The 16,162-nt window shown below is 65.2% G+C and carries 16 protein-coding genes, 1 tRNA gene and 1 riboswitch; of the genes, 7 read left to right on the forward strand and 10 right to left on the reverse strand.

The genetic code is table 11. The features are described 5' to 3' along the window. Positions 1–69: 69 nt before the first annotated feature. The 3 genes from AC24YW_RS09825 to AC24YW_RS09835 form a co-directional block, all read right to left on the reverse strand. Positions 70–1,143, reverse strand: a complete 1,074-nt coding sequence (locus AC24YW_RS09825) for a LacI family DNA-binding transcriptional regulator (protein ID WP_487482521.1) — start codon at positions 1,141–1,143, stop codon at positions 70–72. Between the two features lie 111 nt (positions 1,144–1,254). Beyond that, positions 1,255–1,728, reverse strand: a complete 474-nt coding sequence (locus AC24YW_RS09830; RefSeq protein WP_487482522.1) for a GNAT family N-acetyltransferase — start codon at positions 1,726–1,728, stop codon at positions 1,255–1,257. A 24-nt stretch (positions 1,729–1,752) separates the two neighbouring features. Then, positions 1,753–2,334 carry a helix-turn-helix domain-containing protein gene (locus tag AC24YW_RS09835; protein WP_197949170.1) on the reverse strand — a complete coding sequence of 194 codons (582 nt, stop codon included), beginning with the start codon at positions 2,332–2,334 and terminating at the stop codon, positions 1,753–1,755. 334 nt (positions 2,335–2,668) lie between these two features. Here AC24YW_RS09835 and AC24YW_RS09840 point away from each other — a divergent pair, with 334 nt between their 5' ends. Further along, positions 2,669–4,111 (forward strand): hypothetical protein, encoded by a 1,443-nt coding sequence (locus AC24YW_RS09840; RefSeq protein WP_487482523.1) that lies wholly within the window; start codon positions 2,669–2,671, stop codon positions 4,109–4,111. 50 nt (positions 4,112–4,161) lie between these two features. Here AC24YW_RS09840 and AC24YW_RS09845 read toward each other — a convergent pair. Then, positions 4,162–4,235, reverse strand: a tRNA-Gly gene (locus tag AC24YW_RS09845). A gap of 173 nt (positions 4,236–4,408) precedes the next feature. Here AC24YW_RS09845 and AC24YW_RS09850 point away from each other — a divergent pair. From AC24YW_RS09850 to AC24YW_RS09870, 5 genes are all read left to right on the forward strand, one after another. After that, positions 4,409–4,987, forward strand: coding sequence for a methylated-DNA--[protein]-cysteine S-methyltransferase (locus AC24YW_RS09850; protein WP_487482524.1), 579 nt, complete (start codon positions 4,409–4,411; stop codon positions 4,985–4,987). Between the two features lie 10 nt (positions 4,988–4,997). Beyond that, positions 4,998–5,837, forward strand: coding sequence for a helix-turn-helix domain-containing protein (locus tag AC24YW_RS09855; protein WP_487482525.1), 840 nt, complete (start codon positions 4,998–5,000; stop codon positions 5,835–5,837). Positions 5,838–5,895: 58 nt separating this feature from the next. Then, the gene (locus AC24YW_RS09860; protein WP_487482526.1) at positions 5,896–6,255 is read left to right on the forward strand and encodes a VOC family protein; all 360 of its coding nucleotides are present in this window, start codon (positions 5,896–5,898) and stop codon (positions 6,253–6,255) included. A gap of 145 nt (positions 6,256–6,400) precedes the next feature. Beyond that, a complete protein-coding gene (locus AC24YW_RS09865; RefSeq protein ID WP_487482527.1) occupies positions 6,401–6,802 on the forward strand; it encodes an SRPBCC family protein in 402 nt (133 codons plus the stop codon). Between the two features lie 114 nt (positions 6,803–6,916). Beyond that, a complete protein-coding gene (locus AC24YW_RS09870) occupies positions 6,917–7,396 on the forward strand; it encodes a hypothetical protein (protein ID WP_487482528.1) in 480 nt (159 codons plus the stop codon). Here AC24YW_RS09870 and AC24YW_RS09875 read toward each other — a convergent pair. The 3 genes from AC24YW_RS09875 to AC24YW_RS09885 all read right to left on the reverse strand — a co-directional run bounded on the left by AC24YW_RS09875 (position 7,393) and on the right by AC24YW_RS09885 (position 11,380). Beyond that, entirely contained in the window at positions 7,393–8,835 is a 1,443-nt protein-coding gene (locus AC24YW_RS09875; protein ID WP_487482529.1) for an MATE family efflux transporter, read from the reverse strand. The two genes, AC24YW_RS09870 and AC24YW_RS09875, sit on opposite strands and share 4 nt — an antisense overlap. Positions 8,836–9,018: 183 nt before the next feature. After that, the gene (locus AC24YW_RS09880) at positions 9,019–10,071 is read right to left on the reverse strand and encodes a hypothetical protein (RefSeq protein WP_487482530.1); all 1,053 of its coding nucleotides are present in this window, start codon (positions 10,069–10,071) and stop codon (positions 9,019–9,021) included. Between the two features lie 172 nt (positions 10,072–10,243). Continuing rightward, on the reverse strand, positions 10,244–11,380 hold the full coding sequence (locus tag AC24YW_RS09885) for a 2'-deoxycytidine 5'-triphosphate deaminase (protein WP_487482531.1): 1,137 nt from the start codon (positions 11,378–11,380) through the stop codon (positions 10,244–10,246). Positions 11,381–11,460: 80 nt separating this feature from the next. Next, positions 11,461–11,540, forward strand: a riboswitch (SAM riboswitch). Between the two features lie 75 nt (positions 11,541–11,615). Here AC24YW_RS09885 and AC24YW_RS09890 point away from each other — a divergent pair. Further along, positions 11,616–12,803: an O-succinylhomoserine sulfhydrylase gene (locus tag AC24YW_RS09890; protein ID WP_487482532.1), complete on the forward strand. Its 1,188-nt coding sequence runs from the start codon at positions 11,616–11,618 to the stop codon at positions 12,801–12,803. A 197-nt stretch (positions 12,804–13,000) separates the two neighbouring features. Here AC24YW_RS09890 and AC24YW_RS09895 read toward each other — a convergent pair whose 3' ends face one another. The 3 genes from AC24YW_RS09895 to AC24YW_RS09905 are packed head-to-tail and all read right to left on the reverse strand — an operon-like array spanning position 13,001 to position 16,044. Further along, positions 13,001–14,002: an SGNH/GDSL hydrolase family protein gene (locus AC24YW_RS09895; RefSeq protein ID WP_487482533.1), complete on the reverse strand. Its 1,002-nt coding sequence runs from the start codon at positions 14,000–14,002 to the stop codon at positions 13,001–13,003. Positions 14,003–14,014: 12 nt separating this feature from the next. Beyond that, a complete protein-coding gene (locus AC24YW_RS09900) occupies positions 14,015–14,788 on the reverse strand; it encodes an SGNH/GDSL hydrolase family protein (protein ID WP_487482534.1) in 774 nt (257 codons plus the stop codon). Beyond that, a complete protein-coding gene (locus tag AC24YW_RS09905) occupies positions 14,788–16,044 on the reverse strand; it encodes an OpgC domain-containing protein (RefSeq protein WP_487482535.1) in 1,257 nt (418 codons plus the stop codon). Before AC24YW_RS09905 ends, AC24YW_RS09900 begins: the two co-directional genes overlap by 1 nt. Between the last annotated feature and the right edge of the window lie 118 nt (positions 16,045–16,162).

Raw genomic sequence — 16,162 nt, forward strand, 5'->3', positions numbered from 1 at the left:
GCCTGAGGCGGGTGAGCGATCTTGCGTCGCTTGTCCCCGCAGGCCTCCTGTTGCCAAATCGACCTGCCGCTAGGGCAGATTGTCCCGCATCACGATGTCGATCCGGATCTTCTCCTGTTCACTCAAGATCGGCTCGCCGCGGGCGAGCGCGAGCAGCACGCGGACGGCCGCGCGCGCTTCATGTCCGGGGTTCTGCGAGATCGCGGCATCCATCACGCCCTGCAGCAGCAGCCGGCGCGTCAGCGCGGTGACGTCGTGCCCGACGAACACCACCTGCTTGTCGCGCCCGGCCGCACCCGACGCCTTGTCGTTCAGTGCCTTCTCATTCAGCGCCTTGGCGACGCCCTGCGTGCCGGCGCCGACGTTGTAGAGGCCGACGATGTCGCCATGCTTGCCGAGCAGCCGCGCGAGCAGCTGCTCCGAACGATCATCCTCATCGCGCCCTTCCAGCACCGGCAGCACGCTGAGATCGGGAAATTCGGATCCCATCACCTGGTTGAAGCCGAAGATGCGCTCGGCATGGTCGCGCAGGCCCTGCGAGCCCGCGACGATCGCGACCTTGCCGGACCTCTGGCCGACCAGGCGCCCGACCAGCGCGCCGGCGGTGCGGCCCGCGGCGATGTTGTCGATGCCGACATAATGGTGGCGGCGCGAGGACGGCACATCCGAGACCAGCGTCACGACCTTGGTGCCGGCATCGACGAGGTCGTTGATGGCGGCGCGGACGCTCGGATGGTCCAGCGCCACCACGGCAATTCCGTCATAGTCGCCCGACAGCGCCTCGAGCGAGGCCGCGAGCGCGGCAGGCTCGAACACGTCGGTTGCGATCATCTCGACATTGAGGCGGCGGGCCGACAGCCAGGCCGCCATCTCGCCGAGATAGGCCTCGATCTGCTGCATGAATGGGTTCGGCCCCGACGGCATCACGAAGGCGAACCGGCGGGCGCGGCCGCGCGCAAGCTCGGCGGCGGCGACATGCGGCTGGAACGAATGGCGCGCGATGGCGTCCTTGACCCGCCGGACCGTGTCCGGGCGGACCCCCGGCCGGTTGTGCAGCACGCGATCGACGGTGGCGAGGCTGACACCGGCCTCGCGGGCGATGTCCTTCAGCGTCAGCACAGTCGGGCTCAGGGTCTCGGCCATGGCTGAAGGCTAGCAGAGGTGTTTTGAGGTACGCAACTCATTTGATGAGAGGATCGGCCTTTTTGCTCCTTGCCTTCGAGCGCCTGCTCGACAGATCGAGACACTCCTGGGCTATCGGCGCGCCGGCGCCGACAGGTCGAGCGTCAGGAACAGGCTGTTGCGATCCTCGACATAACCCTCGAACGGGCTACAGGCGACGAAACCGTGCGCCAGATAGAGTGCGTGCGCCGGCTTGAAATAGTCCCACGAGCCGGTCTCGAGGCTGAGCCGCCTCAGGCCGCGCGCACGGGCCTCGGCGATGATGTGGCGCAGCATCTGGCCGCCATAGCCGCGCCGGCGCGCGGTCTGCAGCGTGTGCATCGACTTGACCTCGCCGTGTTCAGGCGAAAGCGTCTTCAACGCGCCGGTGGCGACCAGCGTCTCGCCGTCCCAACCGGTCCAGAATGCGACGTCGGGTGCGCGCAGGCCCGCGAGATCGAGCGCATGGGCGCTGCCAGGCGCCGTCTGCGCCCGCGCGGCCGTGACGTGATGATCGAGCAGCGCGACGACGCGGGGGTCATAGGTGTCGCCGGTCCGGATCTGCATCGTGCTCGTCTCCACGCTTTGCCCTCACATCTTGCCGTAGGACGCGCCACGGCGCGTGATGATGACGTAGCGCGCGTCCTGCCTGGTTTCGTTCTCGAAGATCACGGCGCGCATCACGTCGAAATCCAGGCAATCGCCCTCGCGCAGCCGCACCGCCTTGGCATCGATATGCACGGCGATGGCGCCCTCCAGCATCAGCAGCTGCTGGGTGAAGGCGTTGCGGCCCCATGGGCTGTAGGAGACGCGCGCGCCGGCCGGAAGGTCGACGACGATGATCTCGATGCCGCTGGCCGCATCCGGCGGCGAGGCGTGCCGCCGGCGATAGCCGCTGTCGGGATCGCGCCAGAGCGGCTGGTCGGCAAGCCGCACCAGGCGCTCCGGCGGCTTCTCGGCGAGCGCGACGACATCGCTGAGCGTGACGTCGAGCGCCGCGCAAAGCTTGTTGAGCAGCGCCGCCGTCGCACTGCTCTGCGCCCGCTCCACCCGCCCGATCATGGCCCGGCTGACGCCCGAGCGGCCTGCGAGCTCGTTCAACGTCATGCCGGCCTGCGTCCGCAGCGTCTTCAGGCGCCGACCGATGGCGCGATCGAGTTTCTGCTGGTCCATCTCTTTGCAGGTCCTGGCGTTCATCCAAACATTGCCCGGCGCAAGGACGCACCCGCCGGGACATGAAGGAGCTTAAGGCTGGCGAGGCGCGCGTGCCGAAGCGAGCGGCCAATATATTAGAATCTTGGCGAAGCCGCAGGTCACCACGGCCGACAGACGATATATTGCCTAATACGGGGCAGGTGCCGCAGTTGCGCGAGACCATAACGCTGTTCGGCCCGGACGCACGAGCGAGGGAAACGGAAGCTAACGTCCTGAGGTAGCTACGTTGCTTCGACACCCGATAGGGCTGTATTGTACAGAATTAGAGTTATCAACGCGGCGGAGCGCGCATATGGCTCTCTCGTTACCTCAAGCGGGCGACATCATTTTCTTCAGGAAGTCGTCGCAACACAAGCTGAGGCACAGCATTATCATCGGCGGTCAATGGTTGGCCCGCGTGCCATCCTACCAGTTCATCCACGCGGCCATGTTCGTCTCCCCGTTCGAGATCGCCGATGCCACAATGGCGGGCGTGAAGGGGAGCAGCGCACGTGAACAATTGGTCGATCTCGCGCTGGATGACTACGTGGTATTGAGACGTGACCTCAGTCCGGGAACACAGGAGTTGATCCGCGACGCAGCGTTCTACTTCGCAGGGGAAAGCTACGATTTCCGCGGACTCGTTCGCGTACTCAAGCAAAAGCCGGAACTCGGCGCCTCTTTCTGCTCGGTCTTCGTTAAGAAGGTTCTACTGGAGCTTGACGTAGTCCCCGCCGAGTGCTGGGCTACTTACCCGGAGCAAATCTACGTCGGTGAGTTGTACGATTTGCTGAAAGCCAATGGCTTCAGTGAGATTTCGATCGAAGTCCCCCCTCACAACTGGCCGCTCACGCAACTCTCCATTCTCGAGAGAGGGCGCAACAACGCTGCCGCGTTCACTGACTTCTACCTAGTGCTTTCCGATTTCGGCGTTTCCTACACAAAGCTATTCGATGTCGTGGGCGACGACAAGGCGGCCATTCTCGACTTGATTGTGACGACCGATACTCACATCTGTCAATTGCTGGAGCACAGCGCGAACTTGATCTGCGAGCACGCGCATCACGCGATCAAGGCCAGCAAGAAGGAAACCAGCTTTCGCGACCGTGAGCGAAGGAAAAAGGCGCTGGATCGATCGCTCAAAGGCTTCCCTGACGCACTCGGCGATTTTCTTCGATTGCTGGATGCCATCGATAAATCCCTGGCGCCTTGGCCGTTTGAGGAAGTTCAAGCGCTGGCTCAGCGCGTCACCAAGGACGCCTCTCCCACGGACATAGCTCAGTACGTTCAACGCACCTTCGAACTGGGAGGTTTCCAGCTCATGAATCTCGTCCAGCTGACGGGCTGCGATTCGTCCGATGCATGGCGACGCCGGTCAGCAGGATTCTTGCGCATCATGAGCCTGCGACAGCGCAAAATCGATGAATGCAGCAAAGCCTTCGAACTTGAATCCATGAATTGCTACGATCTCGCGCGGGACATGATCCAGACAATCAATTCGAGAATCAAAGCCTCGGTCCAGCTTCTCAAGCCAATGGTTGGCAACGGTCCAATCGACCAGCAATGCAGCTCACTGGCCCAGGGTGCGCGCGCGGCCATAACTGCGGCACGCAGCGCCGCAGCCAAGGATTTTACTCCCAGCGAGACGTTCATGGAGTGGAATGCGACCGCAAGTAAGAAATCGGATGAAAGGCACGAATGGAACGAGCGGCTCGCGCGGAAAAAATCAGAGCCCGGAACGGACGCGCCGCAATAGGACTGCTGGGACCTGCGGCCTCTCTCATTTTTCTCGGGATTTGAGGAGCTTGGAGCGGGCGAAGGGAATCGAACCCTCGTATGCAGCTTGGGAAGCTGCCGTTCTACCATTGAACTACGCCCGCGGATGCGCGGCTTACGCCCCTCCTGATTAGCCGAGACGGCGCCTGCCGCCAAGCGGTTTGGCGCGACCGGCCGGGCGGTTGTTAACGGCCCGATAAGATTCCAGGTGCGCCGGATTGTGGCGGTGTTATGATCGCTGCTCCGGGGAGAAACGTGCACTGAGTGGGGCGTGTGCATGGTGGGGCGGGCTTACGCGATATTCGACACGGCCATCGGCCGTTGCGGCATCATCTGGAGCGGCACCGGTGTGGTCGCCGTGCAATTACCGGAGGCGCGGGAGATCGACACCCGACGCCGGATTTTCCAGGTCCATCCCGAAGCGCGGGAGCAACGCCCGTCCGAGAACGCCGAGCTTGCGATCGAGGGCATCACGGGCCTGCTGCAAGGCCACGATCCCGATTTCTCCGAGGTCAGCCTGGATGCCGGCGGCGTGCCCGGCTTCGACCGGCGCGTCTACGAATACGCCTGCAGCATTCCGCGCGGGGAGACGCGCACCTATCACGAGGTCGCCCGGGCGCTGGGCGCCTCCGGCGCGTCCTATTCCGTGTCGCAGGCGATTGCGAAGAATCCGTTCATGCTGATCGTGCCCTGCCACCGGGTGCTGGAGGCCGGAAATTACACCGACCGCCTCTCTCCTTACGGCGGCGTGATCTCCAAGCGGCGGCTGCTGGCGCTGGAAGGCGCCCATCCCATCGCCAGCAAGACGTTGTTCGAGGTGCTGCTGCCGGTTGCCCCGCCGAGACCCTCCACCTAGATAAGGCGGCATGCACGCCACCACGCTGCTGACGACGCCATCGATCACGGCTTCCGAGTTTCGCTGCGATGCGGGACCGGACGATAGGCCGTTTGCGGAATGCCGCACCGGTCATTCCATCGCCTATGTGCGCTCCGGCAGCTTCGGCTGTCATTGCCGCGCCGGCTTTTTCGATCTGGTGGCGGGCTCGATGCTGATCGGCGCCCCGGGCGAGGAATACACCTGCACGCATGAGCACGTCTCCGGCGACGTCTGCCTCGGCTTCTTTTTCAGCGAGGATCTGGTCGACGCCCTCGGCGGGCGGCGCGAGGTCTGGCAGATCGGCGCGACGCCGCCGCTGCCCGAGCTGATGGTGCTGGGCGAGCTGGCCCAGACGGCAGCAGATGGCAACAGCGATCTCGGCCTCGACGAGATCGGCCAGATCCTGGCCGGCCGTTTTGTCGAGGCCGTCTCGGGCAAAGCGCGCAAGCCGGCCACGCCCACCGCACGCGACCGCCGCCGCGCGGTGGAGGCCGCGCTGTGGATCGACGACAACTCGCATGCCGAGCTCGACCTCGAGCAGGCGGCAAAGCAGGCGGGCCTCAGCCCGTTTCATTTCCTGCGGCTGTTCTCGGCCGTGCTCGGCGTCACCCCGCATCAATATCTCGTGCGCTCGCGGCTGCGCCACGCGGCACGGCTGCTCGCTGACGACGACATCGCCGTCACCGACATCGCCTATGACGTCGGCTTCGGCGATCTCTCCAATTTCGTCCGCACCTTCCATCGCGCCGCCGGCATGTCGCCGACCAAGTTCCGGCAGGCGTCGAAGGGGGAGCGCAAGATTCTCCAAGAGCAGCTTGCCCTCAACTGACTAGGGTCGTCTCCGGCGCGTGCCCTTCGCGGCACGCTTTTCCGCAATGGAGACGAACATGTACGACCACATCGGATTGCGCGTTGCCGACCTCGACGCTGCCACGCGCTTCTACAGCGCGGTGCTGGCGCCACTCGGCTTTGTCCTGTGCTCGAGCGGCGACGGTTATGCCGGTTTCGGGCCGAAGGGCGAGCCGGCGCTGTGGCTGCACCTGAACAAGGGCCGCAAGGCCGACGGCGTCCATATCGCCTTCCGCGCCGGGGATCATGATGCGGTCAAGGCATTTCACAGCGAAGGCCTCAAGTGCGGCGGCCGCGACAATGGCGGCGCGGGCCCGCGCAGGGATTACAGCCCGACCTATTACGCGGCGTTCCTGATCGATCCTGACGGCAACAACGTCGAGGCGGTCTGCGTGTGAAGCGCCGCCGCGCACGAGCACTTGTAGGGTGGGCAAAGCGTAGCGTGCCCACCAACTGCTCGCGACAACGCCGATGAATGGTGGGCACGGCGCGCGAAGAGCGCGCCTTCGCCCACCCTACGGATTCCACCTGATAGGAGAGACCATGGCCTCCATCCACAACGACATCTCCCTCCCCGCCTCCGCGCGCGATGTCTGGGACGCGGTGCATGATTTCGGCGCGCTGCATCGGCGGCTGGTGCCGGGCTTCGTCACGGCGTGCTCGCTCGACGGCGATGCGCGCATCGTCACCTTTGCCAACGGCTCGATGGCGCGGGAAGTGCTGGTCGATTGCGACGATGCGCGGCGGCGCCTGGTCTACGCCATCAGCAACGAGCGGCTGAGGCATTACAGCGCCTCGGTGCAGGTCGTTGCCGAGGGCGAGGCGAGCTGCCGCCTTGTCTGGATCATCGACATGCTGCCGAACGAGCTCGCGCCTTACGTTCAGGGGCAAACCAAGGAGGCGGTCGCCGCCATGCACAAGGCGTTTCCGCCCGCTTCGGCCTGATCATTCACTGTGAGTTTTCTCACAGAAGCGCGTCCTCGCCGGCCGTAACTATGCCCCTCGTGCGTCCGGTCGGCTCCGCTCTCCCGGCGGCGCCACGCACGCGAGGAGCATGCCATGAGAGGTGCGGACAAGGTGATCTGCCAGGCGGCCGCGGTGCTGCTGCTGTTTTCAATCTCGAGCGTGCCGGCAAAAGCGCAATTCCTCGGCGGCGGCGGTGCCGGCGGCGAGGACATGATGACCCAGATGGCGCCGATGCTGGAGATGATGAAGGCGAAGATGGGCAAGCGCCGCTTCGCCATGCTGATGCAGACCATGGGCCCGATGATGAGCCGCATGATGGAGAACGGTGGCGGCGGGCTCGGTGGCATGATGGGCGGCGGCAGTTTCGGCGGCGGATTCGGAGCACCGAGCTATGGCGGCTACACGCCGATGGGCGGCGGCACCATGCCGGTCGGGATCGGCAGCATGGGCGGCGGCGACATCATGGGCATGCTCGGCGGCAGCGGCGGCAGCGACATGATGGCGATGATTCCGCAATTGATGCGGCTCGCCAATACGGGCGGCGGCGGCCACCGCCGCCACAAGCGTCGCTAGTCGGCCGCCGAAAGCGCCGGCCTGATCGCAGGCTTCGTCTCGCGCGGTCCCCAGCGTGTCAGCACGACGCTGGAGCACGACAGCAGGCCAAGCACGACCATCGAGCTCGCGGCGAGCCAGAAGAAGCTCTGCGCGCTGGCGCCGTGCGTCGACAGCCACCAGCCGATTCCGGCGATGTAGATCAGCCGCGCCGTCTGCGCCAGCACCGGGCCGATCACCTTCGCGGCGCCTTGCGAGGAGAAATACATCGTCGTCGCTAGGCCGAAGAAGGCGTAGAACGGCCCAACGGTCGAGAGATATTGATGGCTCGCCGCGCGCACCTCCGCGCTGTCGGTGAACATGTTGACCCAGAGATCGGGGAAGATCGCGACGAGACACGCCGGTGCGCCGACCGCCACGAAAGCGGCCACGCTGGCGGTCCAGGCGATGCGCCGGGCGCGCGCGATGCGGCCGGCGCCGATCGCCATGCCGACCATCGGCACGCAGGCGATGCCGAACGAGAACGCGATCGAGGTCAGCAGGAATTCGAGCCGCGCGCCGACGCCGTAGCCGGCGAGGATCGCGGTGCCGAACTGCGCCAGCATATGCGTGAAGATCGAGATCGTCAGCACCGATTGCAGCGGCGAGAAGCAGGCGATGGCGCCGACCTTCAGAATGTCGAAGAACATCGCCCATTGGATGCGCAGGCCGCGCAGCTTCAATGTGATCCGCGCACGGCCGGAGAACAGGTACCAGGCCATGATGCCGATGTTCATGGTGTAGGCGATCAGCGCGCCGGCGGCGACGCCGCGCATGCCGAGTTGCGGCACCGGCCCGAGCCCGAGGCCGAGCGTGCCGCCGAGCACGATCTGCCAGGCCGCGGAGTTGAGGATCAGGAACGACGGCAGCTTCATGTTGCCGGTGCCGCGCAAGATGCCCGCCATGGTGTTGAGCAGCCAGGGCAGCACGGCGCCGCCGAAGAACACCTGCGTGTAGGCGATCGCATGCATCAGCACGTCGCCGCGGCCGCCGAGCATCTCGAGCAATCTCGGCCCGAAGATCAGCATGCCCAGCGTGAAGACGAGGCCGAAGCTGATGCCGATCAGCATCGCGTGCACGGCCAATGCGCCGGCACGCTCGCGGTTCCCGGCGCCGAGCGCACGCGCGATCGCCGAGGCCACCGCGCCGCCCATGGCGCCGCCGGACATCGTCATGGTCAGAATGATCGTCGGAAACACCAGCGCCATCGCCGCCAGCGCCTCGACGCCGAGCCGGCCGACATAGGAGGTCTCGGCGATGACGACGCAAATGCCGGCCGACAGACCGATCGCGTTCGGCCAGGCGAGCGAGAGCAGCGTGCGCAGGATCGGCCCATCGGTCAGGGCACTTCTGATCGGCGGCGGAGGCGGCGGCAGCGGGCGCTCTTGCTCATCGACCGGGATTTCGGCGATGTCGGACATGTCCTCTCCCGGGCGCAGGCGCCATTTGCGGCGCAGCAATCGCTTGGTGTGCCCAATCTCTTGGTGCGCCAATGGCTTCGTTCGCGCGAATGGCGCGGCTGAGGCGTGTTAGCACGGCGTGCTCCGATTCTGACTGCGCCCGATGCAGGCGTGCCCTGCGGCAACGCATTTCAACAGGTGGAATTACTCGATCGTCCAGACCAGCGGCGGGCGACCGCCTACCGCGGTGCGCATCTGCACGCCGATCTGGCGGCCGCAGCCTGCGGCGAGACCTGCGAACAATCCCTCAAGCAGCCTGGCGCAGGCGCGGTGATAGTCGGCGACGTCGTCCATCAGCTTCCAGCTCCGCTGGCGGATCTCGAAGGTGCTTTCCGATTGCATCGTCTCGGCCGCATCATCCTGCGCGGCGAGCAGCGCGTTCAGGAACGATGCGAATTCTGGCGCGCCGCCGCGGGTCGTCGCCAGCGCCGCGGCGACCTCATCGAAATATTGCATGCCGATCAGCTTGCCGGTGAGGTGCAGCAGATAGCCGGCATCCTCCGGGCCGAACAGCTGCACCATCACGGGCGCAGCGGTGCGGACATATTCCATCGCGTAGTTGCGATAGGCTTTTTCCAGCCGCGGTTTTGGCCAGCTTGCGACCGGCAATGCGGGTGCCGTCTTCGCATCGAACAAAGGTGCTTCGAGGTGGCGCGCGAACACGAGGCGCTGGTCGAGCTCGAGCGGATGGTCGTACAAATGGTAATAGCCTTCGAGCCCGTCCTGGCCGTCGACGCTCTGCTTGGTGCAGACGAAGCCGAGCCTGAGATCGCCGAGCGCAACGCCGTTGTTGGCGTGCCAGCCGCGCAGCATGGCGCGGGAGACTTCGCCCGGCACGCCGCAGATCGCGGTGCCCTTCCAGATCCAGCGCGGCGGCGGATAGCGGATCCAGGCCTTGGTGTCGCTCTCGTACATGTATTCGACATGCACGCCGCCGATCCAGTTGGAGAGATAGTGATATTGCGCGGCCGCGACCGCCGGCGGCAGATGGTCGATCCCGAGCTTTTTGAGCCCCGGCAGGAAGCGCTCCTGCTGCTGGCGACGGAACACGCGGAAGACGAATTCGGCGGCATCCGCCGTGCCGCGGCGCGTGACGACGGTGAGGATCAGCCCGGTGAAACAGGCGTGATAGAGATCGGCGATCGCGCGCCAGCGCTTCCATTGCGCTTCCTGCGCGGCGTCTGATGCGGCGGTCATGTTCGCTCCCGGCTTGTTGTTTTGCGGGAGTGTGTCATCGCGGATCGGAGGACGCAACCGGACGCGATCTCTGTGTCATCGCCCGCCTTGTGCGCCATTGCGCACTGGGGCGGGCGATCCAGTACTCCGAGACGGTCATGCTTGAATCGAGAGGCCGCGGCGTAGCCTGGCTCTACACCCGGAAATGCTTGCTCAGCTTCAGGCCCTGCGCCTGGTAATTCGAACCGATGCGCTGGCCGTACATCGCGTCGGGACGGGCCAGCATCTTCTCGTAGACGAGGCGGCCGACGATCTGGCCGTGTTCGAGGATGAACGGCACTTCGCGCGAGCGCACTTCCAGCACCGCGCGCGAGCCCAACCCGCCGGCGCCGGCATAGCCGAAGCCGGGATCGAAGAATCCGGCATAATGCACACGGAATTCGCCGACCAGCGGATCGAACGGCACCATCTCCGCGGCGTAATCGGGCGGCACTTGCACGGCTTCCTTCGACGCCAGGATGTAGAACTCGCCGGGATCGAGAATCAGGCTGCCGTCGGGACGCGCCGAGATCGGCTCCCAGAAATCCTCCACCGCGTAGCCGGCGCGGCGGTCGACATCGACGACGCCGGTGTGGCGCTTGGCGCGGTAGCCGACGAAGCCGCTCGCCTTCTCGCCCGAGAGATCGACCGAGACGGCAACGCCGCCCGAGAGGTCGGCATCGTCGATGTCGACGAGACGCTCGCTCGCATGCAGCGCATCGAGCTCGTCGGCATTGAGGATGGCATCGCCGGTGCGGAAGCGCATTTGGCTGAGACGCGAGCCCTCGCGCACCAGCACCGGAAACGTCTTCGGGCTGATCTCGGCATAGAGCGGGCCGTGATAGCCGGCGCCGATCATGTCGAAGCGACGGGTGCCGTCGGCGATCACGCGGGTGAAGACGTCGAGCCGGCCGGTCGAGCTCTTCGGATTGGCGGCCGCGACGATCTCCGGCGGCAGCGCCAGGCTCTCCAGCAGCGGCACGATGTAGACGCAATTGGTCTCCAGCACGGCGCCGTCGGCGAGGCTGAACTCGTGCAGCTTCAACTCGTCGATGCGCTCGGCCACGGTAGCGCCGGGCCCGGGGAGGAAGCTGGCGCGGACGCGATAGGCGATGTCGCCAAGGCGCAGATCGAGGCTCGCCGGCTGGATCTGGCTCTCGACGAAGTCGTAGGCGGGCAGGATGAGGCCCGCTTCCGCCATCGCCGCGATTATGCGGTCGGGCAGGATGCCATTGGCGTCGGCGGCGACCGTGAACGTCAACCGGGAGTCCTCATCAAGGGTCAAACGCATCCGGACATGCCGGAAATACAGGTCTTTTACGGCTATCCGATGGACGCCTTGACGGAAAGGGCATTGCGGAATATGAGCATCACTTATCCCGTGGTGATTTGAGCCGGCCGGCTTGCAGCCACGTTAAATAAGTCGCTAAACAGGCCGGGGACCTCTGAGATCCCGGCCCGTGGACATGTCCAGGCCGGTTTTTTTGTGACCGTTTTCGCGTGAAGCGGTCATGTCGGAGGTACCTATGTCGAAGTCGACCGCCAACTACCGCCCCGAAACCCGCTTGGTCCATTCCGGCACCCTGCGCTCGCAATATGGCGAGACCTCGGAGGCGCTGTTCCTGACGCAAGGCTATGTCTACGCCAGCGCGGAGGAGTGCGAGGCACGCTTCAAGGGCGAGGATCCCGGCTTCATCTATTCGCGCTATTCCAACCCGACCATTGCGATGTTCGAGCGCCGCATGATCGAGCTCGAAGGCGCCGAGGCCGCGCGCTCGGCGGCAACCGGCATGGCGGCGGTGACGACCGCGATCCTGGCGCCGCTCAAGGCCGGCGATCACGTGGTCGCCTCCCGCGCGCTGTTCGGCTCGTGCCTCTACGTCATCCAGGACCTGTTGCCGCGCTACGGCATCGAGACCACGCTGGTCGACGGGCTCGATCTCGACCAGTGGCAGCGCGCACTGAGACCCAACACCAAGACGTTCTTCCTGGAGAGCCCGACCAACCCGACGCTGGATGTGCTCGACATCCCCTCGATTGCCGAGATCGCGCACAAGGGCGGCGCGCGGCTCGTCGTCGACAACGTGTTTGCGACGCCGATCTGGCAGAGCCCGCTCGCGCTCGGCGCCGACGTCGTCGTCTATTCCGCGACCAAGCACATCGACGGCCAGGGCCGCTGTCTCGGCGGCATCATCCTGTCCTCGGAAGCCTTCATTGCCGAGCACATCCACAATTTCATGCGCCAGACCGGCCCGTCGATCTCGCCGTTCAATGCCTGGGTCCTGCTCAAGGGCCTGGAGACGCTGGGCGTGCGCGTGCGCGCGCAGACCGAGACGGCCGGACGCATCGCCGAGGTGCTGGCGAGCCATCCCAAGATCTCGCGGCTGGTCTATCCGGGCCGCGCCGATCATCCGCAGGCGTCGCTGGTGAAGAAGCAGATGCGCGGCGGCTCGACGCTGGTCGGCTTCGAGGTGAAGGGCGGCAAGGCGGCGGCGTTCCGCGTGCTCAACGAGTTGAAGCTTGCCAAGATCTCGAACAATCTCGGCGACGCCAAGAGCCTCGTCACGCATCCGGCGACCACGACGCATCAGCGCCTCAAGCCGGAAGACCGCGCCGCGCTCGGCATCAGCGAAGGCTTCATCCGCTTCTCGGCGGGGCTGGAGCACGCGGATGACCTGATCGAGGATCTCACCGCGGCGCTGGAGAAGGCGTGAGGCTCTTACCCTCCCCTGGAGGGGGAGGGTCGGCTCACATTGAGCGTAGCGAAATGTGAGACGGGGTGGGGTGACAGTCTCTCCACATCCAACACTGCCCGAGTGGATAGATCACCCCACCCCGCTCGCGCTGCGCGCGATCGACCACGGGCGAGCTACGCTCGTCCCCTCCCCCTCCAGGGGAGGGTGAAGCAGACCTACATCGGCCGATAGGTTCTCACGTCTGCCGGCACGTTCACGCCGAGCTTGAGCTGGCCGACGGAGCGGATGATGTCGTCGCCGAGCAGCTGGGCGAAGCAGGCATAGCCCCAATCGTTCATGTGCAGGCCGTCGGCGATGACGAAGCTCTCGACCGGGATCGACTGGTTCTCGTGCCAGTCGCGCATCACCTCGAAACGGGGGAAGATGCCGACCTTGCGGAGCTCGGCGACGTTGCCGAGCAGCTTGATCATCTTGCCGGCGCTTTCCTTGCGCTGGTTGACGGCCGGCGAATATTGCGGATCGACCAGCACGATGTCGGTGCCGCCGGCGGCCTGAATGCGGCTGATGCCGTCCTCGACCAGCTTGGCCGTATCGGCAGGATCGAGGTTGCGCAGCACGGCATTGGTGCCGACCTGCCAGATCACGAGATCCGGATGCACGTCGATGACCTGCGTCTGCAGGCGCTTCATCATCTCGGGCGCATCCTCGCCGCCGACGCCGGCATTGACGACGGTGATGTCGGCGGTCGGATAGTGCCGGCGCAGCTGCGCGGCGAGCCGGTTGGGGTAGTTGAACTCCGGCGAGCTCGCGCCGAAGCCCGCAGTCGAGGACGAGCCGAACGCGACGATGACGACGGGCCGGCCGGCGGCAAGCTTGCTTGCGACATGGGGCAGCGAGCCCATCGCCTTGGAGCCGCCCTTGTTCGCGTCCTTGGGCGGCAAGCAGGGCACGCGGCTGAAGATGTCGGCGGCGGACTTGGCGACCTCCTTCACCTTGTCGATGGCGCGCGAGGTGACGCCGCGCTGCTCGGGCGACCTCGCGGCGACGGTGGTCTGGGACGGCGCAGGGGGCGCTGGATCAGGCGACTGGGCGGGTGCGGGGGTCGCCGGCTGTGCGGCCGGCGTCTGCGCATGCGAGGCGGGCGTCAGCAACAACAGCATTGCTGCTGCAGGCGCGGCCAGCCATGACGTCAGGCAAAAAGGGCGGAGAGAACTCATTAACGCTAGACCTCAATTTTGCTGCTGGGCCGGCTCCAGATGAGCAGCACCGATCACGAACTGTGCCAACGCCCGGCCAAGGCAATCATGGACCTGCTTCGCCAGCTCAGGCCCGCGCGACGGGTTGAACAGGTCGAACTGGCCCTGTTCATTCCACTGCCGCATGATCGCGAAACGATCGAACAGCGGGATGTCGTGCTCCTGCGCCACGACGCGCATATTATCGAGAAAGGGCTGCGCCGAGATCATGGTCTCGGTGCGCGGGCTGTACTGCAAATTCATCAAGACGACGTCCGCCCCTGCCTTTTGCAGCGCAACAACCCCATCGGTCACCGCGCCACGAAATTCGTCGGGATCGATGGATCGGATAGCATCCACGGTCCCGGTCTGCCAGATGACCAAAGTAGGCGTTTTTGCTTCCATCAGCTTAACGAAGGTGGACGCGGTCTCCTCTGCCGTTTTCTTGCTCTGTATTTCTACGGAGACGTGCACCGCCTCGGAGGGCGGCAGCCTCTCCTTGAGGATCGCCTCCATGCGCGCCGGATAGGAGCTGCTCTCCGACGACGGAATCGTGGTCGAGCGGCTGCCGATGACGAGGATATCGAGCGGCTTACCGGCCTTGACCGCATCGGCCACCTTGGGCAGCTGGCTTTCGCTGGTCAGCAGATAGGACGGCAATTCGCAGGCCGCGGGCGATGCGGCAGGCGCGGTATCGCCCGCGCGCGCCGTGGGCGCGGCGAGGCTACCGCATAGCAGGACCAGGCTCAGGAGAACCTTCGCCTTCATCAGCCCCCTCCCGCCAGATCGGCGTTGCCGACGGCGTTTTTGGTTTTCGCACCGCTCTTGTCAGCCACACGCTTGTACCACGAAATGACCCAGGCCACCCCCCACATGATCAGGATTCCGGAGAGGCTAATCAACGCATGCATCACCGGCCCGCCGGAGATTTCGGCGAGGACGAAATGGCCGGCAAAGGCCAGGAAGACGCCGAGGCAGAAGATCTCGAGCGAATGCTGACCACATAGAATTAATGGTCGTAGCCAGCGCGATTTCAAGCCCGGCCAATCGCGGGGCAGGAAGCGCACGGTCAGCGCCGCCAGCGCCAGGAAGTGCGCGAAGCGCAGCACGTCGAGGTCGGTCTTGTCGATCGGATACATCCATTGCTCGATCCGCTTCGGCATGAACTGGGAGAGCTGGGGCACGTACCAGGTCAGGGTCACGTAGAACGCCGCGACGAGATAGGCGATCGAGATCCACATCGTCACCGGCGAGGCCAGGACGCCCGACATGCGACGCGCACCTCCGAGCGCGCACCAGGCACCGAACACGAACAGCAATTGCCAGGCAAAAGGATTGAAGGCCCAGAAGCCGTTCGGATAGGCCGAGAGGTAAAGGTCGTACTCCCAGGTCACCGCATAGAGCAGGACCGACAGCCCGAGCGTGACGTCCGGCCGCCATTTCATCGACCACAGGATCAGCGGCAGCGCCAGCATCAGCACGATGTAGAGCGGCAGCACGTCCATGTTGACGGGACGGAAGCGCAGCAGCAGCGCCTGCACGATGGTGACGTCGGGCTGCTTGAGGAAGTCCATGATGCCCATCTCTTCGGTGTAGAGCGGGTTCTCGAACCTGGTCGCGACATAGGAGATCTCGGCGAGGAAGATCGTGAACAGGAAGACGTGGGCGACGTAGATCTGCCAGACCCGGCGCAGGATGCGCGCGGTGGCGATGAGGACGCCGCTCTCCAGCATCGCCCGGCCATAGACGAAGGCCGCGGTGTAGCCGGAGATGAAGATGAAGATCTCGGTGGCGTCGCTGAGGCCGTAATTGCGGATCGTGAACCAGGTCAGCAGGCTGGGCGGCAGATGGTCGATGAAGATCAGCCACAGCGCGAGCCCGCGGAACAGATCGAGCCGGAGCTCGCGCTCGCCGATAGCGGGCAGCGTGATGGCTGGCGCTGCGGCGCGCGCCTTCGCCCCTGCGGGCTTGGCGTCCGCGGTTCCTGCGATGGTCGATCCCGTCACTTGGTCGGCAATGGTCATCGGGCCTGGAAACCCTTCCGCAAATCGCGACGTCGAAGCAGTGTAATGGTCCGGCCGTCGTCTCGCAAAGCGGCCGGATCACATCAGGGTGTCTCCCTCGGCGGTGTGCTTTCCCGCC

Source organism: Bradyrhizobium sp. USDA3516, from assembly GCF_057651995.1.

What these genes read in the sequence shown, in the direction of transcription:
- AC24YW_RS09835 (WP_197949170.1), bottom strand. Translation starts at nt 2,334, where the DNA reads ATGGACCAGCAGAAACTCGATCGCGCCATCGGTCGGCGCCTGAAGACG.
- AC24YW_RS09825 (WP_487482521.1), bottom strand. Translation starts at nt 1,143, where the DNA reads ATGGCCGAGACCCTGAGCCCGACTGTGCTGACGCTGAAGGACATCGCC.
- AC24YW_RS09895 (WP_487482533.1), bottom strand. Translation starts at nt 14,002, where the DNA reads ATGAGTTCTCTCCGCCCTTTTTGCCTGACGTCATGGCTGGCCGCGCCT.
- AC24YW_RS09840 (WP_487482523.1), top strand. Translation starts at nt 2,669, where the DNA reads ATGGCTCTCTCGTTACCTCAAGCGGGCGACATCATTTTCTTCAGGAAG.
- AC24YW_RS09870 (WP_487482528.1), top strand. Translation starts at nt 6,917, where the DNA reads ATGAGAGGTGCGGACAAGGTGATCTGCCAGGCGGCCGCGGTGCTGCTG.
- AC24YW_RS09890 (WP_487482532.1), top strand. Translation starts at nt 11,616, where the DNA reads ATGTCGAAGTCGACCGCCAACTACCGCCCCGAAACCCGCTTGGTCCAT.
- AC24YW_RS09865 (WP_487482527.1), top strand. Translation starts at nt 6,401, where the DNA reads ATGGCCTCCATCCACAACGACATCTCCCTCCCCGCCTCCGCGCGCGAT.
- AC24YW_RS09830 (WP_487482522.1), bottom strand. Translation starts at nt 1,728, where the DNA reads ATGCAGATCCGGACCGGCGACACCTATGACCCCCGCGTCGTCGCGCTG.
- AC24YW_RS09860 (WP_487482526.1), top strand. Translation starts at nt 5,896, where the DNA reads ATGTACGACCACATCGGATTGCGCGTTGCCGACCTCGACGCTGCCACG.
- AC24YW_RS09880 (WP_487482530.1), bottom strand. Translation starts at nt 10,071, where the DNA reads ATGACCGCCGCATCAGACGCCGCGCAGGAAGCGCAATGGAAGCGCTGG.
- AC24YW_RS09905 (WP_487482535.1), bottom strand. Translation starts at nt 16,044, where the DNA reads ATGACCATTGCCGACCAAGTGACGGGATCGACCATCGCAGGAACCGCG.
- AC24YW_RS09875 (WP_487482529.1), bottom strand. Translation starts at nt 8,835, where the DNA reads ATGTCCGACATCGCCGAAATCCCGGTCGATGAGCAAGAGCGCCCGCTG.
- AC24YW_RS09850 (WP_487482524.1), top strand. Translation starts at nt 4,409, where the DNA reads ATGGTGGGGCGGGCTTACGCGATATTCGACACGGCCATCGGCCGTTGC.
- AC24YW_RS09885 (WP_487482531.1), bottom strand. Translation starts at nt 11,380, where the DNA reads ATGCGTTTGACCCTTGATGAGGACTCCCGGTTGACGTTCACGGTCGCC.
- AC24YW_RS09900 (WP_487482534.1), bottom strand. Translation starts at nt 14,788, where the DNA reads ATGAAGGCGAAGGTTCTCCTGAGCCTGGTCCTGCTATGCGGTAGCCTC.
- AC24YW_RS09855 (WP_487482525.1), top strand. Translation starts at nt 4,998, where the DNA reads ATGCACGCCACCACGCTGCTGACGACGCCATCGATCACGGCTTCCGAG.